General features: G+C 64.0%; 22 protein-coding genes and 1 tRNA gene. 16 read left to right on the forward strand and 7 right to left on the reverse strand.

All coding sequences use genetic code 11. From position 1 onward, the window contains the following. Both M0534_RS04150 and M0534_RS04155 read left to right on the forward strand, forming a co-directional pair. Positions 1 to 1,038 carry an ABC transporter permease gene (locus M0534_RS04150; RefSeq protein ID WP_248567158.1) on the forward strand — a complete coding sequence of 346 codons (1,038 nt, stop codon included), beginning with the start codon at positions 1 to 3 and terminating at the stop codon, positions 1,036 to 1,038. Then, positions 1,035 to 2,654: an ABC transporter ATP-binding protein gene (locus M0534_RS04155; protein ID WP_248567159.1), complete on the forward strand. Its 1,620-nt coding sequence runs from the start codon at positions 1,035 to 1,037 to the stop codon at positions 2,652 to 2,654. The genes M0534_RS04150 and M0534_RS04155 overlap by 4 nt, the downstream gene beginning before the upstream one ends. Positions 2,655 to 3,075: 421 nt before the next feature. Here the strand turns inward: M0534_RS04155 and M0534_RS04160 are convergent, their stop codons facing one another. Together M0534_RS04160 and M0534_RS04165 are read right to left on the reverse strand one after the other, a co-directional pair. Continuing rightward, positions 3,076 to 3,411: a putative 2OG-Fe(II) oxygenase gene (locus M0534_RS04160; protein ID WP_248567160.1), complete on the reverse strand. Its 336-nt coding sequence runs from the start codon at positions 3,409 to 3,411 to the stop codon at positions 3,076 to 3,078. Positions 3,412 to 3,515: 104 nt separating this feature from the next. Beyond that, entirely contained in the window at positions 3,516 to 3,860 is a 345-nt protein-coding gene (locus M0534_RS04165) for a DsrE/DsrF/TusD sulfur relay family protein (protein ID WP_248567161.1), read from the reverse strand. 103 nt (positions 3,861 to 3,963) lie between these two features. On the opposite strand from M0534_RS04165, the gene M0534_RS04170 reads away from it, so the two are divergent. Together M0534_RS04170 and M0534_RS04175 are read left to right on the forward strand one after the other, a co-directional pair. Continuing rightward, entirely contained in the window at positions 3,964 to 4,620 is a 657-nt protein-coding gene (locus M0534_RS04170; protein WP_248567162.1) for an ArsR/SmtB family transcription factor, read from the forward strand. Positions 4,621 to 4,634: 14 nt separating this feature from the next. Continuing rightward, entirely contained in the window at positions 4,635 to 5,465 is an 831-nt protein-coding gene (locus M0534_RS04175) for a sterol desaturase family protein (RefSeq protein WP_248567163.1), read from the forward strand. A 259-nt stretch (positions 5,466 to 5,724) separates the two neighbouring features. Here the strand turns inward: M0534_RS04175 and M0534_RS04180 are convergent, their stop codons facing one another. After that, entirely contained in the window at positions 5,725 to 7,335 is a 1,611-nt protein-coding gene (locus M0534_RS04180; protein WP_248567164.1) for a tetratricopeptide repeat protein, read from the reverse strand. A 217-nt stretch (positions 7,336 to 7,552) separates the two neighbouring features. On the opposite strand from M0534_RS04180, the gene der reads away from it, so the two are divergent. Further along, on the forward strand, positions 7,553 to 8,956 hold the full coding sequence (gene der / locus M0534_RS04185; protein ID WP_248567165.1) for a ribosome biogenesis GTPase Der: 1,404 nt from the start codon (positions 7,553 to 7,555) through the stop codon (positions 8,954 to 8,956). A 47-nt stretch (positions 8,957 to 9,003) separates the two neighbouring features. Here der and M0534_RS04190 read toward each other — a convergent pair. After that, positions 9,004 to 9,090, reverse strand: a tRNA-Leu gene (locus M0534_RS04190). 48 nt (positions 9,091 to 9,138) lie between these two features. Here M0534_RS04190 and queA point away from each other — a divergent pair. The 5 genes from queA to secF all read left to right on the forward strand — a co-directional run bounded on the left by queA (position 9,139) and on the right by secF (position 15,014). After that, positions 9,139 to 10,170 (forward strand): tRNA preQ1(34) S-adenosylmethionine ribosyltransferase-isomerase QueA, encoded by a 1,032-nt coding sequence (queA, locus tag M0534_RS04195; RefSeq protein ID WP_248567166.1) that lies wholly within the window; start codon positions 9,139 to 9,141, stop codon positions 10,168 to 10,170. A 5-nt stretch (positions 10,171 to 10,175) separates the two neighbouring features. Then, a complete protein-coding gene (tgt, locus tag M0534_RS04200; RefSeq protein ID WP_248567496.1) occupies positions 10,176 to 11,282 on the forward strand; it encodes a tRNA guanosine(34) transglycosylase Tgt in 1,107 nt (368 codons plus the stop codon). A gap of 509 nt (positions 11,283 to 11,791) precedes the next feature. After that, the gene (yajC, locus tag M0534_RS04205; protein ID WP_248567167.1) at positions 11,792 to 12,127 is read left to right on the forward strand and encodes a preprotein translocase subunit YajC; all 336 of its coding nucleotides are present in this window, start codon (positions 11,792 to 11,794) and stop codon (positions 12,125 to 12,127) included. A gap of 61 nt (positions 12,128 to 12,188) precedes the next feature. Beyond that, positions 12,189 to 14,051, forward strand: a complete 1,863-nt coding sequence (gene secD / locus M0534_RS04210; RefSeq protein WP_248567168.1) for a protein translocase subunit SecD — start codon at positions 12,189 to 12,191, stop codon at positions 14,049 to 14,051. 18 nt (positions 14,052 to 14,069) lie between these two features. Beyond that, entirely contained in the window at positions 14,070 to 15,014 is a 945-nt protein-coding gene (gene secF, locus M0534_RS04215; RefSeq protein WP_248567169.1) for a protein translocase subunit SecF, read from the forward strand. 81 nt (positions 15,015 to 15,095) lie between these two features. On the opposite strand, the gene M0534_RS04220 is transcribed toward secF, so the two are convergent. After that, a complete protein-coding gene (locus M0534_RS04220) occupies positions 15,096 to 15,638 on the reverse strand; it encodes a porin family protein (RefSeq protein ID WP_248567170.1) in 543 nt (180 codons plus the stop codon). A gap of 90 nt (positions 15,639 to 15,728) precedes the next feature. Between M0534_RS04220 and M0534_RS04225 the strand changes: the two genes are divergently transcribed. Then, entirely contained in the window at positions 15,729 to 15,983 is a 255-nt protein-coding gene (locus M0534_RS04225) for a Smr/MutS family protein (RefSeq protein ID WP_248567171.1), read from the forward strand. Between the two features lie 98 nt (positions 15,984 to 16,081). On the opposite strand, the gene M0534_RS04230 is transcribed toward M0534_RS04225, so the two are convergent. Then, entirely contained in the window at positions 16,082 to 16,276 is a 195-nt protein-coding gene (locus M0534_RS04230) for a hypothetical protein (RefSeq protein ID WP_248567172.1), read from the reverse strand. Between the two features lie 173 nt (positions 16,277 to 16,449). Between M0534_RS04230 and M0534_RS04235 the strand changes: the two genes are divergently transcribed. After that, a complete protein-coding gene (locus M0534_RS04235; RefSeq protein ID WP_248567173.1) occupies positions 16,450 to 16,794 on the forward strand; it encodes a P-II family nitrogen regulator in 345 nt (114 codons plus the stop codon). A gap of 12 nt (positions 16,795 to 16,806) precedes the next feature. Here M0534_RS04235 and M0534_RS04240 read toward each other — a convergent pair whose 3' ends face one another. After that, complete coding sequence (locus M0534_RS04240; protein ID WP_248567174.1) at positions 16,807 to 17,361, reverse strand: acyloxyacyl hydrolase; 555 nt, start codon at positions 17,359 to 17,361, stop codon at positions 16,807 to 16,809. Positions 17,362 to 17,722: 361 nt separating this feature from the next. Between M0534_RS04240 and M0534_RS04245 the strand changes: the two genes are divergently transcribed. The 4 genes from M0534_RS04245 to M0534_RS04260 are packed head-to-tail and all read left to right on the forward strand — an operon-like array spanning position 17,723 to position 22,385. Beyond that, complete coding sequence (locus M0534_RS04245; protein ID WP_248567175.1) at positions 17,723 to 18,175, forward strand: GNAT family N-acetyltransferase; 453 nt, start codon at positions 17,723 to 17,725, stop codon at positions 18,173 to 18,175. A gap of 38 nt (positions 18,176 to 18,213) precedes the next feature. Continuing rightward, positions 18,214 to 19,683, forward strand: a complete 1,470-nt coding sequence (locus tag M0534_RS04250) for a RimK family protein (protein ID WP_248567176.1) — start codon at positions 18,214 to 18,216, stop codon at positions 19,681 to 19,683. Positions 19,684 to 19,702: 19 nt separating this feature from the next. Further along, a complete protein-coding gene (locus M0534_RS04255; protein WP_248567177.1) occupies positions 19,703 to 21,364 on the forward strand; it encodes a L,D-transpeptidase family protein in 1,662 nt (553 codons plus the stop codon). Positions 21,365 to 21,389: 25 nt separating this feature from the next. After that, positions 21,390 to 22,385 carry a D-Ala-D-Ala carboxypeptidase family metallohydrolase gene (locus tag M0534_RS04260; protein ID WP_248567178.1) on the forward strand — a complete coding sequence of 332 codons (996 nt, stop codon included), beginning with the start codon at positions 21,390 to 21,392 and terminating at the stop codon, positions 22,383 to 22,385. The last annotated feature ends 14 nt before the right edge of the window (positions 22,386 to 22,399 follow it).

Raw genomic sequence — 22,399 nt, forward strand, 5'->3', positions numbered from 1 at the left:
ATGCAACTCAGCCCGATGAACCGTCGCCGGCTGCAGCAGTTTCGCGCCAATCGTCGTGGCTGGTGGTCGCTGTGGATCTTCCTGGTGTTGTTCACGCTGACCCTGTTCGCCGACATCCTGGCCAACGATCGGCCGATCCTGGTGCATTTTGACGGCGGCTGGTATTTCCCGATCGTGCAGGACTATCCGGAAACCACCTTCGGCGGCGATTTCCCGACCCGGACCGACTACCTCGACCCGTTCGTCCAGGAACTGATCGAGGAGGACGGCTGGATGCTCTGGCCGTTGATCCGCTACAACTACCGCACCGTGAACTACGACCTCGAGGTCCCGGCGCCGGCGCCGCCCTCGGCGGAACACTGGCTGGGTACCGACGACCAGGCCCGGGACGTGCTGGCGCGGCTGATCTACGGCTTTCGCATCTCGGTGCTGTTCGGGCTTGCCCTGACCATTGCCAGTTCCATCATCGGCGTGCTGGCCGGGGCAGTTCAGGGGTATTTCGGCGGTTGGCTGGATCTGCTGTTCCAGCGTTTCATCGAGATCTGGAACGGCCTGCCGGTGCTGTACCTGTTGATCATCATGGCCAGCTTCGTCGAGCCCAGCTTTGCCTGGCTGCTACTGATCATGCTGCTGTTCGCCTGGACACAACTGGTGGCCGTGGTCCGCGCCGAGTTTCTGAAGGTGCGCAACTTCGACTACGTGCGGGCGGCCCGGGCCCTGGGTGTGCCGGACCGCACCATCATGTTCCGTCACGTGCTGCCAAACGCCATGGTGGCGACGCTCACCTTCGTGCCGTTCATCCTCAGCGGCTCGATCACCACGCTGACCGCGCTGGATTTCCTCGGCTTCGGGCTGCCCCCGGGCTCTGCCTCGCTGGGGGAACTGCTGGCCCAGGCCAAGGCCAATCTGCACGCACCCTGGCTCGGAATCACGGTGTTCATGGTGCTGGCGGTGATGCTGACCCTGCTGATTTTCATCGGCGAGGCGATCCGTGATGCCTTTGACCCGCGCAAGACCTTCGGGAGCCAGATGCGATGAGCGAGCGGTTGCTGGAGGTCCGTGATCTGCAGGTTCGTTTCCGCACCGAGGCGGGTGAGGTGGAGGCGGTGAAGGGCGTCTCCTGGCGGGTGGAGCCGGGCCGCACGCTGGCCCTGGTGGGGGAAAGCGGCTCCGGCAAATCGGTGTCGGCCATGTCGGTGCTGCAGTTGTTGCCGTACCCGCGGGCCTACCATCCCGGTGGCAGTATCCGTTTTCGCGGCGAGGAGTTGCTGGGCGCGCCCGGCCCGATCATCCGGGCCTGCCGAGGCGGTCGCATCGGCACCGTGTTCCAGGAGCCGATGACCTCGTTGAACCCGCTGCACACCGTCGAAAAGCAGATCGCCGAGACCCTGCGGCTGCACAGCCGCCTGACCGGAGCCCGGGCCCGTGACCGCATCCTCGAACTGCTCAAGCTGGTGCGGCTGCCGGAGCCGGAGCGGCGCATGGGCAACCATCCGCATGAGCTCTCCGGTGGCCAGCGCCAGCGGGTCATGATTGCGATGGCGCTGGCGAACAACCCCGAATTGTTGATCGCCGACGAACCCACGACGGCGTTGGACGTCACGGTGCAGGCCCAGATCCTCGACCTGATCGGTGATCTGCGCGACCGCTTCCACATGGGCGTGCTGCTGATCAGCCACGACCTGAACGTGGTACGGCGCCTGGCCGATGACGTGGCGGTGATGCGCGACGGCCTGATCGTCGAGCAGGGGCCGGCGACGCAGGTGCTCGGCCAGCCGCAGCATGCCTACACCCGCAGCCTGATCGATGCCGAACCCTCGGGGCGGCCGCACCCGGCACCCGCCGATCGCGAACCGGTGCTGCATGCGGAGCAGATCAAGGTACATTTCCCGATCCGCGGTGGCTTCTTCCGCACCATCAAGGATCATGTGCGGGCCGTGGACGGGGTCTCGGTCAGGGTCGCACCGGGGCGCACCGTCGGCGTCGTCGGTGAGAGTGGCTCCGGCAAGACCACGCTGGCGCTGGCACTGCTGCGGCTGCAGGGTAGCCGGGGCAGAATCGTGTTCATGGGCCAGGACATCAGTCGGCTGGCACCGGCACGGTTGCGGCCATTGCGCAAGCAGATGCAGGTAGTGTTTCAGGACCCCTTCGGCAGTCTCAGTCCGCGAATGTCGGTGGAACAGGTGATTGCCGAGGGCCTGGAGGTGCATGCCCGCGAGATGCGCGGGCCGGAACGGCGTGCGCTCATTGCCGAGGCACTGCGCGAGGTGGGTCTGCCGGAGACGGTCATGGCCCGCTTCCCACACGAGCTCTCCGGCGGCCAGCGGCAGCGTGTGGCGGTGGCCCGCGCGCTAGTGCTGAAGCCGAAGCTGATCGTGCTGGACGAGCCGACATCGGCGCTCGACCGATCGGTGCAGGCCCAGCTGGTGAATCTGCTGCGCGAGCTGCAGGCCAGGCACCAACTGGCCTATCTGTTCATCAGCCACGACCTCGCCGTGGTTCGCGCCCTGGCCCACGAGATCATCGTGATGCGCGACGGCGTGGTGGTGGAGCAGGGCGAAGCTGACGCGATCTTCGACCGACCCCGCGAGCCCTACACCCAGCAACTCCTCGCCGCCGCCCTGGGTGGGCGGGAAAGCGCGATGTCGGATTGAGTACAAGCGGACGTCAATCGGGTGCGATGGTATTGGGGTTTTCTCAAGCCCGTGCCGGGTGAGGACAAGCAAGCTCGTTCCGTGAGTGCCCCCTTGGTCGGTTTCGAAAGGGTTGGGCCAGTGCAAGTTTTTGCTTGGCCTGACGTACCTTCGGTCCAACAGGGCCAAGCAAAATCTTCCACTGTCCCTGCCTCGCCGCTAATGCTGTCCCCTCGTCCGGACTTGAGCCACAGAGCCCGACTCCATCGGGACGACGAACGCCATCGAGTCTTGCGTTGAGTGCTGGGTGAGGACAAGTTTTTTCCGGACCTGTTGGACGAAGGTACGTCAGTCCGGAAAAAACTTGTCCTCACCCAGCACGGGGCTTGGCACCCGACACCCGGCGTCACCCGGTACCCGGCACTTATTCAGGTGCCGGTGATCAGTTCAGCGGTGCCGGCTTGACGTCGAAGGCGATGCAGATCCGCTCCTGGTCGGCCTGGAACGGGATGGTCCGGTGGAACACCGAGGACGGGAAGAAACACACATCGCCGACCTGCAGCGGTGCCAGCTTGGTGGGGAAGTCCTCGTGCTTCTGCGGATAGCGGTCGCCGTGCATGCTCAGTTCCATGCAGCCCTCTTCGCGGCTTGCCGAGCGCTCCGGGATCGCCAGGTAGACCGAGCCGCTGCTCCAGCCATCCTCGTGGATATGTGAATCCAGATAGCCGCCCTGGCGAATCGCCAGACGAAGGGTTGCCGAAGCAATTACGCAGCGCAATGGCCATCGCCTCGACCACCTCAGGCGCCACCGGGGTTGGGGGCGTTATGATCCAGATAAACAGGGGCTGGCATGGTGGAAGGCTCCTTATGACTCAGGTGGGACTAGAACACCAGCACCTTGTCGGCCTGCTTGGTGGCTTCAGCCAAGGCATCCATAGTGCTGCGCTCGGCGCCCTTCACCACCTCCTCATCGGTAAGCCCGCGGGCATCCATACAGGTGCCACACAGCAGCACGCGGCCCTTGGTAATAACGCGCCTGACCATGCGCTCGGCGTTGTAGAAGCCGTCCGGCGTCTTCTGTCCCGCCTTGGCACCGGACACCGCATCCCCCATCAGGAAGACGGTGACCTCTCCCTCGCGCTTCAGCAGCGCATGGGCCAGACGCAGGCCGTTGTACAGGCGTTCCGTACCGTAGGGGGGATCGTTGATGATGATGAGTGTCTGCATGGCATCTCCTTGCTAACAATCAATAAAACTATAGAATAATTGATAAAGAGATTATCGGCTGTCAAGTGGCATGCGTTCCGCTGACGCTCCTCGGAGAGACCTCATGACCTCGCAACAGGATCTTCTCGATACGCTGGCCCAGGTCGCCCGCGCTCTGGGTAACGGCCATCGACTGGCGTTGCTGGAGCGCCTGGCCCAGGGCGACGCCCCGGTCGAAACCCTGGCCAACACCACGGACCTGACCATCGGCAATGCCTCCCAGCACCTCCAACACCTGCGTCGGGCGGGGCTCGTCACTGCCCAGCGTTCCGGCAAGCAGATGATCTACCGCCTGACCGATGGGCGGATCATCAACCTGCTGGGCCTGCTCAGGCAGGTGGCCGAAACCAACCTGGCCGAGATGGAGCGGCTGGTCAGTCGGCTATTCCCGGAGAATGACGCCGATGGCGTTCTGGAGGCAGTCAGCCGGGACGAGCTGCTGGCCGGGCTTGCCAGCGGCGAGGTGGCACTGCTGGATGTGCGTCCCGAAGAGGAGTACGAGGCCGGCCACCTGCCCGAGGCGATCAATATCCCCCTGGCACAGCTGGAGGAAATGCTGTGCAAGCTGCCTCACGACAGGGAGATCGTCGCTTACTGCCGTGGCCCGTATTGCGTCCTGTCACACGAGGCCGTAAAGCGCCTGCGTCAACTCGGCTATCGAGTCCGACGCTTCGAGGAAGGGTATCCGGAGTGGAAAGCGGCGGGTCTTCCCATCGCATGACAGGAGGCGCCGCCATGTCCGATGCTCTCCTGGCTCATGAGCCGCTTATACGTGGGGGTGCCTTCGCCTTCGTTCTGCTGGCGATGGCACTGTGGGAGGTCGTTGCCAGGCGACGGTCCCAGAGGATTCACCGTCGTCAGCGCTGGCCAAGCAACCTGGCCATCGTGGTCCTCGATACCTTGGCGGTGCGTCTGTTCTTCCCGCTTGCCGCCGTGGGGGCTGCCCTGGTTGCCGCCGAGCAGTGCTGGGGCCTTTTTAACCTGGTTTCTGTCCCGATTTGGCTGGCCGTGGTCGTCTCCGTGGTCATGCTGGACGTGGCCATCTACTTCCAGCACCGCCTCTTCCATGCCGTTCCTTGGCTGTGGCGGTTGCATCGGATGCACCATGCGGACCTGGAATTCGATGTCACCACGGGGCTGCGTTTCCATCCCCTGGAAATCCTGATCTCGATGGGCATCAAGCTCGCCGTTGTGACCCTGCTTGGGGCGCCGGCGCTGGCAGTGCTGATCTTTGAGGTGTTGCTCAACGCCACCTCGATGTTCAACCACGGCAATGTCCGCCTTCCCGCCAGACTTGATCGCTGGCTACGCCTGGCCGTGGTGACACCCGACATGCATCGTGTCCACCACTCCATTGTCCGCTTGGAAACTGACAGCAACTTCGGCTTCAATCTGCCTTGGTGGGACCGACTGTTCGGTACATACCGGGACCAACCGGCCGCCGGACACCTCGGCATGACGATCGGCATAGAGGACTTCAGGGAAGCGCATGACCTGCGGCTGGATCGCATGTTGCTTCAGCCCTTCGTAAATCCTCGTCGGGACGCGAAGCGGCAGCGGCCCTGAGGCTTCTCCGTCGTCTCTGCCAACCAGAAAATTCGGATGGAACGATACGTGTGCAGGTGTTGGTAACACATCGGATACGCTACTAAATCCGGATGCCCGAAAAACTTCCACTGTCGCTACCTGGCTGCGCCTGGCCCAGCTTCGTCTGAACTGGGGGTGACGCGATCAGAAAACACCTGGCCCCGTGGCGGAGGAGCTCGCCGCCACGATCCGGCCGGAAAACCACCGGTCCGAGACCAAAGGAAAGGCCGGCGTGGCGTCAGCTCAACGGCGCCGGCTTGACGTCGAAGGCGATGCAGATGCGTTCCTGGTCGGCCTCGAACGGGATGGTCCGGTGGAAGACCGAGGACGGGAAGAAGCACACGTCGCCGACCTGCAGTGGTATCAGCTTGGTCGGGAAATCGTCGTGTTTCTGCGGGTAGCGGTCGCCGTGCATGCTCAGTTCGATGCAGCCCTCCTCAGGGCTTGCCGAGCGTTCCGGGATCGCCAGGTAGACCGAGCCGCTGATCCATCCGTCCTCGTGGATGTGCGAATCCAGATAGCCGCCCTGACGCATCTTCACATACCAGGAACTGCCGAACTCAATCTGCTCCGGGAACTGGCGAATGAATTCGCAATCCGCATCCGCATGCTTTGCGTAGTACTCGCGGATGGTCCGTTCCAGCAGGGTGGCCAATTGCTGGAACGAGGCCTCCGGTCGGCGCAGCAGATTGCCTGCCGACTGGGTGCCGTGGTGCAGCCGGCTCTGGCCGCGCTCGGCGATTTCGCGATGCCGGATATCCTGCAGCAGCTCCTGTAGCAGCGGATTGTCCGGATCGGCCAGCTCCGGGATTGCACCGTGATAGACGAAATCCAGCGGTGCTGGGCAGAAGCGGCAGGGATCCTCGACACCGAAGTTCAGCGCATGGTGGGAGGACAGAGTCGCCAGCAGCGGTGAGCGGCTGTTGTGTTGCAGCGCCTCGCCCAGTCCGGCGCGGAATTCATCGAAGCGTTCGCTCTTGTACAGGCAGTACAGGGCACGTTCGCGCCAGTCGTTCATCCGTGATGCCTGGAAGTGCGGGATGGCCTCCTCCAGCCGCTCGTTGTCATACAGGAATACGCCCAGATTGTAGTTGGCGAGCCGGTTGTCCGGTGCGATCTGCAGCGCCTGGCGGAAATGGGTTGCCGCCTCGTCCACCTTGCCCTGGTGCCAGAGCACATCGCCCAGGTTGCTCAGCGCCTCGGCGTGGCGCGGATCCAGGTCCAGGGCCTGGCGGAAACTCTCGGCGGCATCATCCAGCAGGCCGTGGTTGCGTTGTGCGGTGCCGAGGCTGAACCAGATCTTCGCGTCCGGACTGAGCTCCAGCGCCTGGCGGTAATGCCCGATGGCATCGTCGTATGCTCCCTGCTGCTGCAGCACCGTACCGATGCCTGCGTGGGCCTCGGCGAAGCGGGGTTCCCGGGCCAGCGCCTGGCGGAAACTGTCGACCGCCTCGGTCTGCTTGCCGGTATTTTGCAGCGCCAGCCCCAGGTTGACATGTGCCACCGCGAGCCCGGGCTTCAGGCGCACCGCCTTGCGGTAGTGGCGGATCGCCTCGTCCGGCTTGCCCTGCTGGTCGATGACCACGCCAAGGTTAAAATGGATCTCTGCGATGCTCGGATCGATTTCCAGAACGCGGCGATAGCTCTTGGCGGCCTCGGCGAAACGCTGCTGCCGTTCCAGCGCGACACCGAGCAGGTTCTGTGGCATCAGCGCCGCCGGATACTTTTTCGCCAGTTGTCGCGCCGCGACTTCGGCCTGTTCCGGGTAGCCGTCATTGAGTGCCTGAATCGCCAGCTGAACCTCGCCCTGGGTTGGCTGCGCCAGGGGATTACGCACCTTCTTTTTCATGCTGCCACCGGATTGTCATTCGTTTCTGGACACTGCGCCTGCGGGACGGGCAGGGCCCTTGACCGCGGCGGTGCTTGAGCGAGCCACCAAAGGTGCCTGCATGCGGTATGGCTTGCAAGGCGATGGACGGGGCCGGCCGGAGTCAATGCCATGTGCGTCAGTTTCCTGCAGCGCCGCGGCCGCGTATCATCGCGTCCTCTGACGGAGTCCAGACGCCATGCAGCCTGTGATCGCCCTGGTGGGGCGGCCCAATGTGGGCAAGTCCACCCTGTTCAATTACCTCACCCGTACCCGTGACGCCCTGGTTGCCGATTTTCCCGGCCTGACCCGCGACCGGCAGTACGGGCGTGGCCGTGTGGGCGACCGTCGCTACCTGGTGGTCGACACCGGCGGCCTGGGTGACGATCCGGATGGCGTCGAGGTGGGCATGGAACGGCAGGTGCTCGCCGCCATCGGCGAGGCCGACCTGGTGGTCTTTCTGGTTGATGCGCGTGACGGACTGAGTGCGGCCGACCAGGACATCGCCAGCCGTCTGCGGCGCCTCGGCAAACCGGTGTTGCTGGCGGTCAACAAGGTGGATGCCGTTGATCAGCGGCTGGCGACTGCCGAGTTCCATTCCCTTGGCCTGGGCCCGGCCCACGCCATTGCGGCCGCCAACGGCCGCGGCGTCGAAACGCTGTTGCAGGATGCCTTCGCCCGGCTGCCGGAGACGGACGGTGAGCCTGAGGACGCACCTGATCCGTCGCTGGGAGGGATTCGGGTGGCGGTCGTCGGGCGGCCGAATGTCGGCAAGTCGACGCTTGTGAATCGCATTCTGGGCGAGGATCGGGTGGTCGTGTTCGACATGCCGGGCACCACCCGCGACAGCATCTTCGTGCCGCTGGAGAAGGACGGCCAACGCTACACGCTGATCGACACCGCCGGCGTGCGCCGCCGTTCGCGGATCGAGGAAGCCGTGGAGAAATTCAGCATCATCAAGACCATGCAGGCGATCGAGGCGGCTAATGTGGTGATCATGGTGCTGGATGCGCGGGAGGGGATCACCGAGCAGGATGCGCATCTGGTCGGCCACATCATGGACGCCGGCCGGGGGCTGGTGCTGGCGGTCAACAAATGGGACGGCATGGATCCCTACGAACGGGATAACACCAAACGCCTGCTGGGCACCAAGCTCGGCTTCCTGGATTTCGCCAAGACCCATTTCATCTCCGCATTACACGGCTCCGGCGTCGGGCTGCTGTTCGAGGCGGTGCAGCAGGCCTACCACTCCGGCATGCGCGACCTGTCCACCGGTCGCCTGACCCAGATTCTGGAAGATGCCGTTGAGAGCCATCCGCCGCCGCTGGTGCGCGGACGGCGAATCAAGCTGCGCTATGCCCACCAGGGCGGCCGTAATCCGCCGATCATTGTCATTCACGGCAATCAGGCGGAGCGGGTGCCGAAGGACTACCGCCGCTATCTGGCGAATACCTTCCGCCGGGTGCTGCAGCTTGAGGGCACGCCGGTGCGGCTGGAGTTCCGTACCAGCGACAACCCCTACGCAGGCCGCGTCAACACGCTCAGCCAGCGCCAGATCCAGCGCAAGCGGCGCCTGATGAAGCATGTGAAAAGCAGGAAGTGACCGCCGGCCGGCAAACGGGGTGCCGGCAGGGCAAAGATAAGGAATGATGGTGCCGGGAGCGAGAATCGAACTCGCACTCCCTCGCGGGAACCGGATTTTGAGTCCGGCGCGTCTACCAGTTCCGCCATCCCGGCAACGGGACCCAGAGTATAAGGACGTGGCCTGCCCGCGCCAAGGATGTCATGCAACGCAGTGATTTCAGCTACCACCTGCCCGAGGACCTGATCGCCCAGGCTCCCCTGGACCGACGCAGCGATGCCCGCTTGCTGCACCTGGACCCGACCGGTGCCTGCGCCGACCGCCTGATTCGCGACTTGCCGGCCTTGCTTGATCCCAGGGACCTGCTGGTGTTCAACGACACCCGCGTGATCCCGGCGCGGCTGCATGGCGAGAAACGGGACACCGGTGGCCGTATCGAACTGTTGGTGGAACGGGTGCTGGACGATCATTGCGTGCTGGCCCATCTGCGTGCCAGCAAGGCGCCGGCGGCCGGCACATGGTTGCTGCTGGAAGGGCAGGTCAATGCCGAGGTCACTGGCCGACAGGAAGCCCTGTTCGAGGTCCGGTTCACCGAGCCGGTACTGTCGGTGCTGGATCGACACGGCCATATGCCGCTGCCGCCCTATATCCAGCGTGACGACACCACCGCCGATCGCGAACGCTACCAGACCGTTTTCGCCCGCGAACCCGGCGCCGTGGCGGCACCCACCGCCGGACTGCATTTCGATCAGGCGCTGCTGGATGCGCTGGCCGAGCGGGGTATCGCCCGCACCGCGGTAACCCTGCATGTGGGCGCCGGCACATTTCAGCCGGTGCGGGTGGAGCGCATCGAGGAGCATGTGATGCACGCCGAAATCGCCCAGGTCTCGGTCGAGACCTGCGAGGCGGTGGCGGCCTGCCGTGAACGCGGCGGGCGCGTGATCGCGGTTGGCACCACCAGCGTCCGCAGCCTGGAAACCGCGGCGGCGGGCGGCGTTCTGCAACCCTATTCCGGGGAAACCCGTCTGTTCATCACGCCCGGCTACCGCTTCCGGGTGGTGGACCGGCTTCTGACCAATTTCCATCTGCCGGAATCGACCCTGCTGATGCTGGTCAGCGCATTTTCCGGCCGCGAGGCCGTGCTGGCGGCCTACCGGCACGCGGTGGAACAGCGCTACCGCTTTTTCAGCTATGGCGATGCGATGCTGCTGGACCGGGTGGAGGCGCCGGCATGAGCTGCATGGGTTTCGATGTGCTGGCGCAGGATGGCGCCGCCCGGCGAGGCAGGCTGCAGTTCCCGCGGGGGAACGTCGAGACCCCGGCGTTCATGCCGGTGGGGACCTACGGTACGGTCAAGGCCCTGACGCCGGAGGAAGTGTCGGCCAGCGGCGCCGAGATCCTGCTCGGTAACACCTTTCACCTCTGGTTGCGTCCGGGGACGGACATCATCGCCGCGCACGGCGATCTGCACGATTTCATGCAGTGGCAGGGACCGATACTGACCGATTCAGGCGGCTTTCAGGTGTACAGCCTGGGCAAGCTGCGCAAGATCAGCGAGCAGGGCGTGACCTTTCGTTCGCCGGTGGATGGCAGCCGGGTGTTCATGGGGCCGGAGGAGTCCATGGCCGTGCAGCGGGCGCTGGGCAGCGACATCGTCATGATCTTCGATGAATGCACGCCCTATCCGGCGGATCATGACACGGCTCGGCAATCCATGGAGCTGTCCCTGCGCTGGGCGCAACGCAGCCGCAGCGCGCACGATAACAGCGATGCGGCGCTGTTCGGCATTGTCCAGGGCGGCATCTACCCGGACCTGCGCAGTCGTTCGCTGGACAGCCTGCAGGAGATCGGTTTCGACGGCTACGCGATTGGCGGCCTGGCGGTCGGCGAACCCGAGCATGAACGGGAAATGATCCTGGACCATCTGCAGGCGGCCCTGCCGGCGGACCATCCCCGGTACCTGATGGGTGTTGGCCGACCTCAGGACATCGTCGAGGCGGTGCGTCGCGGGGTCGACATGTTCGACTGCGTGATGCCGACCCGGAATGCCCGCAATGGCTACCTGTTCACGCGTAACGGCATGCTGCGCATCCGCAATGCCCGCTTTGCCGACGACACGCGTCCCATCGAGGAGGGCTGCGGTTGCTACACCTGCCGGCACTACAGCCGGGCTTACCTGAAGCATCTGGACAAGTGCAACGAGATGCTCGGCCCCCGGCTGGCGACTATCCACAATCTGCACCACTACCAGCAGTTGATGCAGGGGCTCCGCGAGGCGATCCGCGAACGACGGCTGGACGCCTTCGTCCGCGATTTCTACGAGGCGCTTGATACACCGGTGCCTTAAGGAAACACAGATTTATTCCCGCGCCCCGTGTTGACTGAGCAACACCAGACGCAGCCTTGCACTAGCCCTGATACTGTCGGACCAGTACCCGGCCCCGTGCCGAGGGAGGACAAGATTTTTCTCCGGACTGACGTACCTTCGGTCCAACAGGTCCGGAGAAAAACTTCTCCTCCCCCGGCACTCAGCGGCGACTGGCATGGTGGTGGTTGTCCGCAAAGCCACCGGCCGCGCGGTTTTGGCCCGAACGAAGCAACACAGTCTGCAGCCTGCTAGGGACAGTGGAAGCTTTCGGCCGGCCCTGTTGAACCGGAGGTTCGTCAGGCCGGGCGAAACCTTGCGCTGGCCCGAACACTCTCAGAAGGGCAACGGCCCATAGAACGGATCGGTTGGTCTGCGAGAGCGCGAGTCGGCGGAGCTATGCCATAATGCGCGCCGGACCGATTTGACCCCCCGCCCGCCGACAGGCATCGTCACGCGCCTTGGGTTGGCAGATTTAGAGAGGATGACTCATGGATTTCTTCATTTCGACTGCGCTGGCACAGTCCGGCGAACCGGCCGGTGCTGGCTGGACCGCGCTGATCTTCCCGATTGCCCTGATCGCCATCTTCTACTTCCTGCTGATCCGTCCGCAGGCCAAGCGCGCCAAGGAACACCGCAAGCTGGTGTCGGAGCTTGCCAAGGGTGATGAAATCGTCACTCAGGGCGGTCTGCTGGGCCGGATTACCGATGTGGGCGAGACCTTTGCCACCGTCGAAGTGGCCGACGGCATGAGTGTTCGCGTGCAGAAGAACGCCGTCATGCAGGTCGTTCCCAAAGGCACCATGAAGGGCAAGGACAACGGCTGAGAATCCGGGCCGGTCTCCTGCCGGCCCGTGAGTCGCGTTCCCCGCGGAGCAGTTTCAGGCAATGAACCGATATCCCCTCTGGAAGTACATCATTCTTGTCGTCGCCATCACGATTGGCGTGCTGTACGCACTGCCGAATGTGTTCGGTGAGGATCCCGCCATCCAGATCACCGCCAGCCGCGCCGCGGAATCGGTCGAGGATGTGCAGGACCGGGTCATGGCCCGGCTGGAGGAAGAGGGGATCGAGGCGCACTCGCCGGAGATCCTCGAGGATCGTTTGCTGATCCGGCTGACCAGTGATGACGACCAGCTTCGCGCCGCCGACCTGATGCGTGACTACCTGGGCAGCGACTTCGTGGTGGCGCTGAACCTGGCGCCGGCAACGCCGGACTGGCTGCGGGCAATCAATGCCGAGCCGATGTACCTGGGGCTGGACCTGCGTGGCGGGGTGCACTTCCTGATGCAGGTGGACCTGGATGCCTCGGTCAGTCAGACCCTGGAGCGCTACCAGAACGATTTCCGCACCCGGCTGCGACGGGAGCGCATCCGCTACAGCAATGTGGATGTCGAGGAAGGCCGCGTCCAGGCCCGCTTCAACGAAGCGGCGGATCGCGAGCAGGCGCTCAACCTGCTGCAGCCCGACTACCGTGGCGAGCTGGATTTCAGTCAGGAGGAACGCGACGACCAGTACTGGCTGATCGCCGAGATTCCGGACGACGTGATGCAGGAGATCCGGGTCGCCGCCCTGCAGCAGAACATCACCACCCTGCGTAACCGGGTCAACGAACTGGGCGTGGCCGAGCCGGTCATCCAGCGCCAGGGTTCTGACCGGATCGTGGTCCAGTTGCCGGGGGTGCAGGACACCGCCCGGGCGAAGGAGATCATCGGCGCCACCGCCACCCTCGAGTTCCGCATGGTGCACCGGGACAACGAAGAGTTCAGCGGCCAGGAGGACGCGCCGGTGCCACCGGGCACGGTCCGTTACCGGCACCGCGACGGTCACTATATGCTGCTGGAACGCGAGGTGATGCTGACCGGTGATTTCATCACCAGCGCCTCGTCGGGCATCGATCAGGATACCGGCGGCCCGCAGGTGAATATCCGGCTGAGCTCCGACGGCGGCAATATGTTCAACCGGGCGACGCGGGAGAACGTCGGCCGGCCGATGGCGGTGGTCTTCATCGAATCCCGCACCGAGACCCAGGAGCGGGACGGCGAGGAAGAACGCGTCCGGGTGGTCGAGGAAGAGGTGATCAACGTCGCCACCATCCGCGAGCCCTTGCACAGCCAGTTCCGGATCACCGGCCTGGACAGTACCACCGAGGCCCGGGACCTGGCGCTGCTGCTGCGTGCGGGCTCGCTGAGTGCGCCGATCGACATCATCGAGGAGCGCACCGTCGGCCCGAGCCTGGGCCAGGAGAACATCAACCAGGGCGTGATGGCGGTGATCATCGGTTTCGTGCTGGTGGTGCTGTTCATGGCGTTCTATTACAAGGTCTTCGGGCTGGTCGCCAACATGGCGCTGATGCTGAACCTGGTGTTCATCGTCGCCGTGCTGTCCATGCTGCAGGCCACGCTGACGCTGCCGGGCATCGCCGGGATCGTGCTGACAGTGGGTATGGCGGTTGACGCCAACGTGCTGATATTCCAGCGAATACGTGAGGAACTACATGCGGGGATGACACCGCAGAATGCGATCCACGCCGGCTATGCCAAGGCCCTGTCGACGATCGCGGATGCCAACATCACGACCCTGCTGGCGGCGCTGGTGCTGTTCCTGTTCGGCACCGGTCCGATCCAGGGCTTCGCCGTGACCCTGTCCATCGGCATCGTCACCTCCATGTTTACCGCGATCCTCGGCACCCGCGCCGTGGTGAATCTGATCTACGGTCGCCAGCGCCGCTTGCAGCGGCTGCCGATCTGAGGCGCGAGGGACTCTGTCATGTGGTTGTTCAAGAAAGATCCGAACATCGATTTCATGTCGCATCGGCGCCTGGCGCTGATTGCGTCCATCGTGCTGTTGTCGGTGGCTGTCGGTGCGCTGCTGATCCGTGGGCTGAACTTCGGGATCGACTTTACCGGCGGCACCGTGGTCGAGGTGGGCTATCAGGAAGCGGCTGAGTTGAGTTCCGTGCGCCAGGCGCTGAACGAGGGTGGCTTCGAGGATGCCGTGGTTCAGCATTTCGGCTCGGCGCGGGAGGTCATGATCCGGCTTGGTCCGCGTGATGACGTCGAAGCCGCCGAACTCAGCAATGAGGTGGTCGCCACGCTGCGCGAGCATGATTCCAGTGTCGATTTGCGGCGGGTGGAGTTCGTCGGCCCGCAGATCGGTGAGGAACTCACCCAGGACGGCATCCTGGCCATGCTCTATGCGCTCGGCGGGATCCTGATCTACGTCGCGTTCCGCTTCGAATACCGGTTTGCGGCCGGCTCGGTGGCCGCCCTGCTGCACGACATCACGCTGATCATGGGCGTGCTGGCCCTGTTCCAGATTACCTTCGATCTGACGGTGCTGGCGGCCCTGCTGGCGGTGGTGGGCTACTCGCTGAACGACACCATCGTGGTGTTCGACCGAATACGCGAGAACTTCCTGAAAATGCGCAAGGGCTCGACCGAGGAGGTGATGAATGCCTCGATCAACCAGACCCTGTCGCGAACCATCGTGACCTCGTTCACCACGCTGCTGGTGGTGGTCAGCCTCTATGTGCTGGGTGGTGAGCTTATCGCCGCGTTTGCCCTGACCCTGATCCTCGGCGTCCTGGTCGGTACCTATTCCTCGATTTTCGTGGCCAGCGCCTCGGCCCTGGCCCTGGGCGTCAGCAAATACGATCTGCAACCGCCGGAGAAGGAAGGCGCGGATCAGGACGAGGAACTGCAACGGCCCTGAGTCGGGCGCTTCACGCAGCCCACGAAAAAGCCCCCGCAGGCAAGGCCTGCGGGGGCTTTTTCTCGTCTGTCGCCGTCAAGCCTAGAAGCGCCAGCGGGCACCCACGTTGAAGGCGTCGTAATCGAAGTCCGAATCGCTGATATAGCGGATGTAGTCGGCCGACAGATAGGTGTTGCCGGTAATCTGGTAATCCACACCAAGGCCGAATGAAATGCTGGTTTCGTCCTCGCTGCTGCGGGCCACGGTATAGTCCAGGTAGCTCACGCCGAGCAGGCCGTACAGCGAAAAGTAGCGGGACAGCGGGATGTCACCGCGCAGGAATGCGCCAGCGAGAAAGTCCATTTCCAGCCGGACGCCGTTGGCCCGGTCCGAGCCGCCGGTGGCGAGATGGACTTCGGCCGCGATCTGATCCAGGAACTGATAGCCGGCGCGGCCGCGGATGCCGATATCCGACCAGCTGCTGCCGCGGTCCGGGTTGAAGCGCCAGCCATGCACATCAAGCCCCACGTAGACAGTGTCGGCCTTGCTCTGCTGGGCAAGCACCTGGCCGGGAGCGGCAGCCAGCGTGAGCGCGGCGGCAAGGCCCAGGCAGGTGATCGTGGGACGGTTCAGGTACTGGTTCATGGTTACCTCTCCTGTCGTTGTTTTTTCAAGTCTATTTCCTAGTATGACGGCTTGGCGAGGGAATTCGCAGCTGTCACCGGGAGGCGTCAGATGGCGAAACTGAAGCTGGACCTGCACCCGTTGTTCAACCAGGGACGGGGCATTGACGAGGCGCTGCAACAGATCATCGACGAGGCCTGCGAAAAGCGCATCAAGACCGTGGAAATCATCCCCGGGAAGGGTAGCGGGCAGCTGAAGAAACGTGTCCTGCGTTTCCTGCAGCAACCGGCGGTCAAGGCGCGATACCACCGGGTGGAGAAGGACAGCGATAACTTCGGCCGGCTGTTCGTCCATTTCAGGCATTGAGTGGCATGCAGGTCGACCCGTCCAGGCCCTGATGGCCACAAAAGGTACATACGGCGATGGCTGGCAGGCGGATGCGCAGTTGTCGCCCGGCAGGGCGGTCAGACCAGGCTGATCAGCAGAATCACGAACAGTGCCACCAGCGCCAGCGGGATCAACGCACCGCGCCAGTCCTTTTCCTCCTGCTCCTTCGCCCGCCGCATGGATTGCCGGATGCCGGGCATGAACAGCATCACGGCCAGAATCGCAATGCCGCCGAGAAGCAGGATTTCCCAGGTGGCCATGTCGCCGCCCATGCCGTTCTCCTTGTGCTCTGAATTGCCGAATAAGAACTGCGCTACCGTATCCCGGAATACCGGACATCGTCCATTCCGGGATCGGGCGTGACATGTCCGCTCACGGCGCCGTACCGTTCCCGGGTCTCTGGTACATTGACATTGGAGTCCTGGCAAATGCGGGCGGGGTGGAAGTGAAATTCAAGCTCATCATGGTGTTCGTCGATGAAGACAAGGCCGAGTCGGTCATCGATGCGGCGCGCCAGGCCGGTGCCTCCGGTGCCACGATTATCGGCAACGCCCAGGGGCAGGGCCTGAAACGGCGTTTTGGCCTGTTCGGACTTGAGGTGCTGGGGCTGCGGACTGTCCTGCTGTTTCTGGTGGAGGCACGCCGCGCCGGAGCGGTGATGGATGCGATTGCAGAAGCCGCAGGCCTGGACGAAACCGCGGAGACGGGTGTTGCGCTGGAACTCGACGTCAGCCGTGCAACGGGCCTCAAGGAGCACATTGCAATGCTGGCGCGCGAACACCCACTGTAACTGTAAGATTAGTTATAGGAATCGCCACTCCAGCATCAATGAGGCCACGTCGATGCCGGGGTTCGGTTTCTGTCGGCTGCCGTTCGAGGAATGCGAGATGCGGGCGATGACCGCGCCCTGGCGCGTTTCGCCGAGCCAGAAGCCGAGTCCGCCATGGGAGCGGAATTGCCAGCCGCTGCCCCAGGCATCGCCCCCAAGGCGCCGTTTGTCGATGACGATCAGGCCGGTGCCGATCTCGGCGAAGAACGGCCCATACGGGCCGAGGTCGGTGCGGGTAAAGCCTCTCAGGCCACCTTCCCAGACGCCCCCGCCACCGCCATCGGCGAAATAGCGGCCCACCGAAGCCTCTGCGTGCAGGCGCGTGGCGAAGCCCTGCTCAGCCAAAAAGGTGCGCCAGACCGGCACGGCCAGGTTCAGCCGGACCAGATTGGCCCGTCCTTTCCATTCTCGGCCCAGTTCCAGGCCGCCACGCAATTCGGTCTCTGCCCAGCTCGTGGTGCACAGGGCCAGCAGTAACAGCAGGCTGGCCAGGCGCAGCGGAAGGCGGGGGCTGATCGGTTTTTTCATCGGTCCATGATTCCTTGCAAGATGGCGGTGCACTCCATTGCTTAAGGAAACACTGATTTATTCCCGCGTCTGCGCCCGAGCCCGGTTGGGCCGCATTTTTCCCGACTGCTGTGTTGCGCTGCTTGACCGCAGAATGACTGCGGCGCTGCGCAGCGCGCCTTGCCTCGGAAAAAATGCGGACTCCAACGCAGGCGTGCGAATAAATCAGTGTTTCCTTAGGTCTGAAGTGCGGTTCTTTATCCTTGGGCCGGGTGAGTGCTGTCAAGCCGCGCCCATCCGAAACCACCCTGATGCCTGCTATTTCGCTACGTCCAGCTGACGCTTCGCGGTTATGATTCGGGGTGTGATACGAGCTGCCGCGATGCCCGATCTTGCCGCCCTGGTCGACCTGGAACAGCGTTGCTTCCCGGGGGATCGGATCAGTCGTCGGGGATTCCGCCATATGCTGACCCGCGGTAACGCCCATCTGCTGGTGGTGGATGAGGCGGGGCAGATGGTCGCCTGTCTGGTATTGCTTTTCCGGCGGGGGTCCTCGGTGGCGCGGCTGTATTCCATTGCCGTTCACCCGCGGCGCCGGGGAACCGGACTCGCCGCGCGTCTGGTACATGCGGCCGAGCGCGAGGCGCGTCGCCGTGGAGCCGGGGAAATGCGTCTGGAGGTTCGTGCCGACAACCAGCCTTCGCAAAAGCTGTTTTCCCGCCTGGGTTACGCTTGTGTTGCCCGCAGTGGCGGATACTATTCCGATGGAACGGCGGCGCTGCGCTTTCGGCGGCGACTGGAGGCCTTGAACGATGGCTGCGCCAATGTCCCCTGATTCCGATGTCCGTCAATCCCCCGCCTGCGGCGAACCCCATGCCTGACACCCTCATCGTGGTCGAGGATCGGCGCGACTGGCGCCCCTACCATGTCAGTGAGCAGTTGGTAACAGCCGACGAATACCTGTTCGGCAAGCAACTCGATGCGATGGCCGGGACCCGGGTCATCAATCTTTGCCGTAGTTACAAGTATCTGTCGCTGGGTTATTACTGCTCGCTGCTGGCAGAGGCGCGCGGCCATCGGGTCATCCCCACGGTGCGCACGATCAACGACCTAAGCCACCGTGCCATGTACCGCCTGGAAACCGAGGATCTGGACGCCCTGCTGCAGCGCGAACTGGAGCGGGCCGGTGCGCCGCGCGACAACCGCTTCATCCTCGACTGCTTCTTCGGCCAGCATCCGGATCCGGCGCTGGCCGATCTGGCAAGACAGTTTTTTGAAGCGCTCAGCGCGCCGCTGCTGCGGATCGAATTCCGCCACCAGGATCGGTGGCGTCTGCACAGCGTGCGCAGTCTGCCCTTGCACCGACTTGCCGCGGAGCAGGAAGGCCTCTTTGCCGCGGCGCTGGAACAGTTCAGCCGCAATGTCTGGCGCCAGCGCCGACGGCGCCGCCGTTATCGTTACGGCATGGCAATCCTGCATAACCCGCAGGAGCGTCTGCCGCCGTCCAATCCACGCGCCCTGCGCAAGTTCGTTCGCGTCGGCCGCCGCCTTGGCCTCGATACGGAGTTGATTACCCGCCGGGATTTCCCACGCCTGGGCGAATACGATGCCCTGTTGCTGCGGGAGACTACGGCGATCTCCGACCACACCTACCGTTTCGCCAAGAAGGCGGAGAGCGAGGGCCTGGTGGTGATGGATGACCCGGAATCGATCCTCCGCTGCACCAACAAGGTCTATCTGGCCGAACTACTGCGCACCAGCCAGTTGCCGACCCCGGCCGGACGCATCCTGCACCGGGGACGACCGGAGGATCTGCAGGCGGCGGCCGAGTTTCTGGGTTTTCCGCTGGTGCTGAAGATCCCTGATGGCTCCTTTTCACGCGGTGTAATCCGGGTCGAGCAGCAGGCGGACCTGACCCAGTCCGCGGCCGCGTTGTTCCGCCAATCGGACCTGATCGTGGCCCAGGAGTATCTGTACACCGACTACGACTGGCGGATTGGCATACTCGACCGCAAGCCGCTGTTCGCTTGTCAGTACTTCATGTCACGCGGCCACTGGCAGATCGTCGAGCATGGCGCAGGCGGCCGGGTGAAGGAGGGCGGTGCGCGTACGCTGGCCACAGCCGAGGCGCCAAGGTCCGTGATACAACTGGCAGTGAAGGCCGCCGGCCTGATCGGCGATGGTTTGTATGGCGTGGACATCAAACAGACCGGGAATCGCCAGGTGGTGATCGAGGTGAACGATAATCCGAATATCGATGCCGGCATCGAGGACGCCTGGCTGGGTGATGACCTGTATCGATTGATCCTGGAGTCGTTCCTGCGCCGTCTTGAGCGCCGCTAGGCCGGACGAGGAGAACGCCATGTTCACGACTGTGTGTCGATGCCTTCCGCTGGTGCTCCTGCTGGCCGCGCTGCCATTGTCGGCGGCTGATTTGCGTGAAGCGCTGCGCGACCGGCTTGAATCCATTCCGCCCGATCAGCCGCTGATGGCCGGCGAGCACCAGGTTCCCGGACCCGGTGCGGTGCGGCGGTTCTATCAGGAACGTCTGTTCGAGCCGCTCTGGATCGATGCCGGCGGCAGGGTCGAGAGAGCGGCGGAATTACTTGAGGTGCTGGTCGAGGCGGAGAGCCATGGACTGGACCGCGATGATTACGGCAACGGGCTTCTGGAGGCCCTGATCGACGAACTGCAGGCCGCCGATGGGAACCTGCCCGCCCGTGTCCAGGTGGATCTGGAGTTGTTGCTCAGCGGCACCTGGATGCAATACGGCAGTCATGCCCTGATGGGGCGTCTGAACCCGCAGACCATCGATCCGGAGTGGGGCATTGACCGGCGCGGTGGGGATCTGCCGGAGCTGCTGCAGGCGGCGGCAGACGAGGCGCGACTGGCCGACGGACTGCGTGAGCTGTTCCCGGGGGATCCGGGCTACCAGCGTCTCAGGGAGGCGCTCGGCTTCCATCGCCAGGTGCAGCAACGCGGTGGCTTTACCGAGGTGCCCGACGGGCCGACCTTGCGCCCTGGCGACAGTGAAGAGCAGGTGGCCCTGTTGCGCCAGCGCCTGCAGCAATCCGGCGATCTTTCGGCAAAGCCGGATGATCAGGCCCCGCCGGCGCTGTTCGATGACCGGCTGGAGGCAGCGGTGCGTGGCTTCCAGCAGCGGCATGGCCTGGAGGTGGACGCGGTGGTGGGGCCGGCGACGCGACGAGCGCTGAATGTGCCGGCGCATCGGCGTGTTCGGCAAATCAGCGTCAATCTGGAGCGCTGGCGCTGGATGCCCCGTGACCTGGGTGAGCGTTATGTGATGGTGAATATTGCCGGTTTCGACATGCAGGTGGTCGATCAGGGCGAGAAGATCATGCACCAGCGCGTGATTGTTGGTCGCGATTACCGGCAGACGCCGGTGTTCACCGGCCGCATGACCTACCTGGTGCTGAATCCTTACTGGGAGGTGCCAAACAGTATCGCCGTACGCGATATCCTGCCCCAGGTCCGGCGCGATCCATCGCATCTGCAGCGGCTGGGGTTTCAGGTGCTGCGCGGCTGGGGCGCCGAACAGCAACTGCTGGATCCGGAAACCATCGACTGGGCCACGGTGCCGTCGCGCGGGTTTCCGTACCGCCTGCGCCAGAAGCCGGGACCGCAGAACGCGCTCGGGCGGATCAAGTTCATGTTCCCCAACCGGCATGCGGTGTACCTGCATGACACACCGGCGCGGGAACTCTTTCGCCGCGCCGATCGGGCGTTCAGTTCCGGATGCATTCGCGTCGAGGAACCCGAGGCCCTGGCGGAGTTGCTGCTTGATGATCCACGCTGGAGCAGGGAGAGAATCGCCGAGGCAATCGGCAGCGGCCGGGAGCAGACTGTGATCCTGCAGCGGCCGGTACCGGTGCACCTGCAGTACATGACAGCCTGGGTGGATGCCGACGGTCTGGTGCATCTCAGAAATGATCTCTACAATCGCGACAGTCGGGTAGCCGACGCCTTGTCAACCTTGCCGGAGGGCACTTCCGGCGGGTCCTGACCGTTTCCGCTCGGAGGTAATCCGCTTGCGCCTGTTGCGACTGGTTCCGCTGCTTGCCGTTTTTCTTGTCCTTCCTGTCTTCGCCGTACACCTGCCGGGTTCCAGCAGCAGTCATGTGGCCATTGCCTCGGGCTACAGCCCCCAGACCCTGAGTTTTTCGCTGCGCCTGCGCGAGGATCTGATCGTGCCGCACCGGGTGTTTGCGGTCTTCCTGATGCCCGGTGAACGCCTGGATCTGGAGGTCTCCCGTGCCCGCGATGGCGAGTATCGTGTGCATGACCAGGCTGCGCGGATCTCCGGAACGGGTCGTCATCGCTGGCTTTTGCACGCGCCGGAGGAACCGGGGCTGTATCCGCTGCATGTTGAGCGCAGTGACACCGGTGAGCGCATGCAACTCAATCTGTTCGTGTTGACGCCGCGGGAGCAGAAGCAGGCCGGCGAATTGAACGGATACCGGGTCGGCAACTACCCGAGCGAGCCGTTCCGCGGACTGTCCGAGTACGAACCGCCGCCGGGCTTTGTCGAAATGGACGAGGACATGGCCGCGGTCCATGTGGCGCCGCATTTCAAGCTCGGCCAGTTTGCCTCGAAGCAGAGCGATGACTACCCCAAGTTCCTGATCCTGGATGAGCGCCTGCTGTTGCTGCTGGAAGAGATCCTCGAGGCGGTCAACGCCGAGGGTATCGAGGCCGGCACGTTGCAGGTGCTGAGCGGGTTCCGCACGCCCTGGTACAACGCAGCCATCGGCAACGGCGAAAACAGCCGTCACCAGTGGGGCGCGGCGGCCGATATCTACATCGACGAGCGCGCGCCGGCCGGCCGCATGGATGACCTGACCGGTGATGGTCGGAGTGACTTCCGGGATGCCGAGCGGCTGGCGGAAATTGTCGAGCGGGTAAAAAACCGCAGCGGTCCGATGAGTTACATCGGCGGCATCGGGCTGTACGGTCCGCGACCGCATCGCGGTCCGTTCGTACATGTCGATGTGCGCGGCTACGAGGCGCGCTGGGCCTTCAAGTAAGCCAGCCGGGACAG

Origin of the sequence: Methylonatrum kenyense, assembly GCF_023195885.1 — a bacterium.
GTDB classification, from domain to species: domain Bacteria; phylum Pseudomonadota; class Gammaproteobacteria; order Nitrococcales; family Aquisalimonadaceae; genus Methylonatrum; species Methylonatrum kenyense.

Bases quoted from the DNA above. Each gene is read 5' to 3' on its own strand.
- M0534_RS04150 (WP_248567158.1), top strand. From the start codon at position 1: ATGCAACTCAGCCCGATGAACCGTCGCCGGCTGCAGCAGTTTCGCGCC.
- M0534_RS04155 (WP_248567159.1), top strand. From the start codon at position 1,035: ATGAGCGAGCGGTTGCTGGAGGTCCGTGATCTGCAGGTTCGTTTCCGC.
- M0534_RS04165 (WP_248567161.1), bottom strand. From the start codon at position 3,860: ATGCAGACACTCATCATCATCAACGATCCCCCCTACGGTACGGAACGC.
- M0534_RS04170 (WP_248567162.1), top strand. From the start codon at position 3,964: ATGACCTCGCAACAGGATCTTCTCGATACGCTGGCCCAGGTCGCCCGC.
- M0534_RS04175 (WP_248567163.1), top strand. From the start codon at position 4,635: ATGTCCGATGCTCTCCTGGCTCATGAGCCGCTTATACGTGGGGGTGCC.
- M0534_RS04180 (WP_248567164.1), bottom strand. From the start codon at position 7,335: ATGAAAAAGAAGGTGCGTAATCCCCTGGCGCAGCCAACCCAGGGCGAG.
- der (WP_248567165.1), top strand. From the start codon at position 7,553: ATGCAGCCTGTGATCGCCCTGGTGGGGCGGCCCAATGTGGGCAAGTCC.
- queA (WP_248567166.1), top strand. From the start codon at position 9,139: ATGCAACGCAGTGATTTCAGCTACCACCTGCCCGAGGACCTGATCGCC.
- tgt (WP_248567496.1), top strand. From the start codon at position 10,176: ATGGGTTTCGATGTGCTGGCGCAGGATGGCGCCGCCCGGCGAGGCAGG.
- yajC (WP_248567167.1), top strand. From the start codon at position 11,792: ATGGATTTCTTCATTTCGACTGCGCTGGCACAGTCCGGCGAACCGGCC.
- secD (WP_248567168.1), top strand. From the start codon at position 12,189: ATGAACCGATATCCCCTCTGGAAGTACATCATTCTTGTCGTCGCCATC.
- secF (WP_248567169.1), top strand. From the start codon at position 14,070: ATGTGGTTGTTCAAGAAAGATCCGAACATCGATTTCATGTCGCATCGG.
- M0534_RS04220 (WP_248567170.1), bottom strand. From the start codon at position 15,638: ATGAACCAGTACCTGAACCGTCCCACGATCACCTGCCTGGGCCTTGCC.
- M0534_RS04225 (WP_248567171.1), top strand. From the start codon at position 15,729: ATGGCGAAACTGAAGCTGGACCTGCACCCGTTGTTCAACCAGGGACGG.
- M0534_RS04230 (WP_248567172.1), bottom strand. From the start codon at position 16,276: ATGGGCGGCGACATGGCCACCTGGGAAATCCTGCTTCTCGGCGGCATT.
- M0534_RS04240 (WP_248567174.1), bottom strand. From the start codon at position 17,361: ATGAAAAAACCGATCAGCCCCCGCCTTCCGCTGCGCCTGGCCAGCCTG.
- M0534_RS04245 (WP_248567175.1), top strand. From the start codon at position 17,723: ATGCCCGATCTTGCCGCCCTGGTCGACCTGGAACAGCGTTGCTTCCCG.
- M0534_RS04250 (WP_248567176.1), top strand. From the start codon at position 18,214: ATGCCTGACACCCTCATCGTGGTCGAGGATCGGCGCGACTGGCGCCCC.
- M0534_RS04255 (WP_248567177.1), top strand. From the start codon at position 19,703: ATGTTCACGACTGTGTGTCGATGCCTTCCGCTGGTGCTCCTGCTGGCC.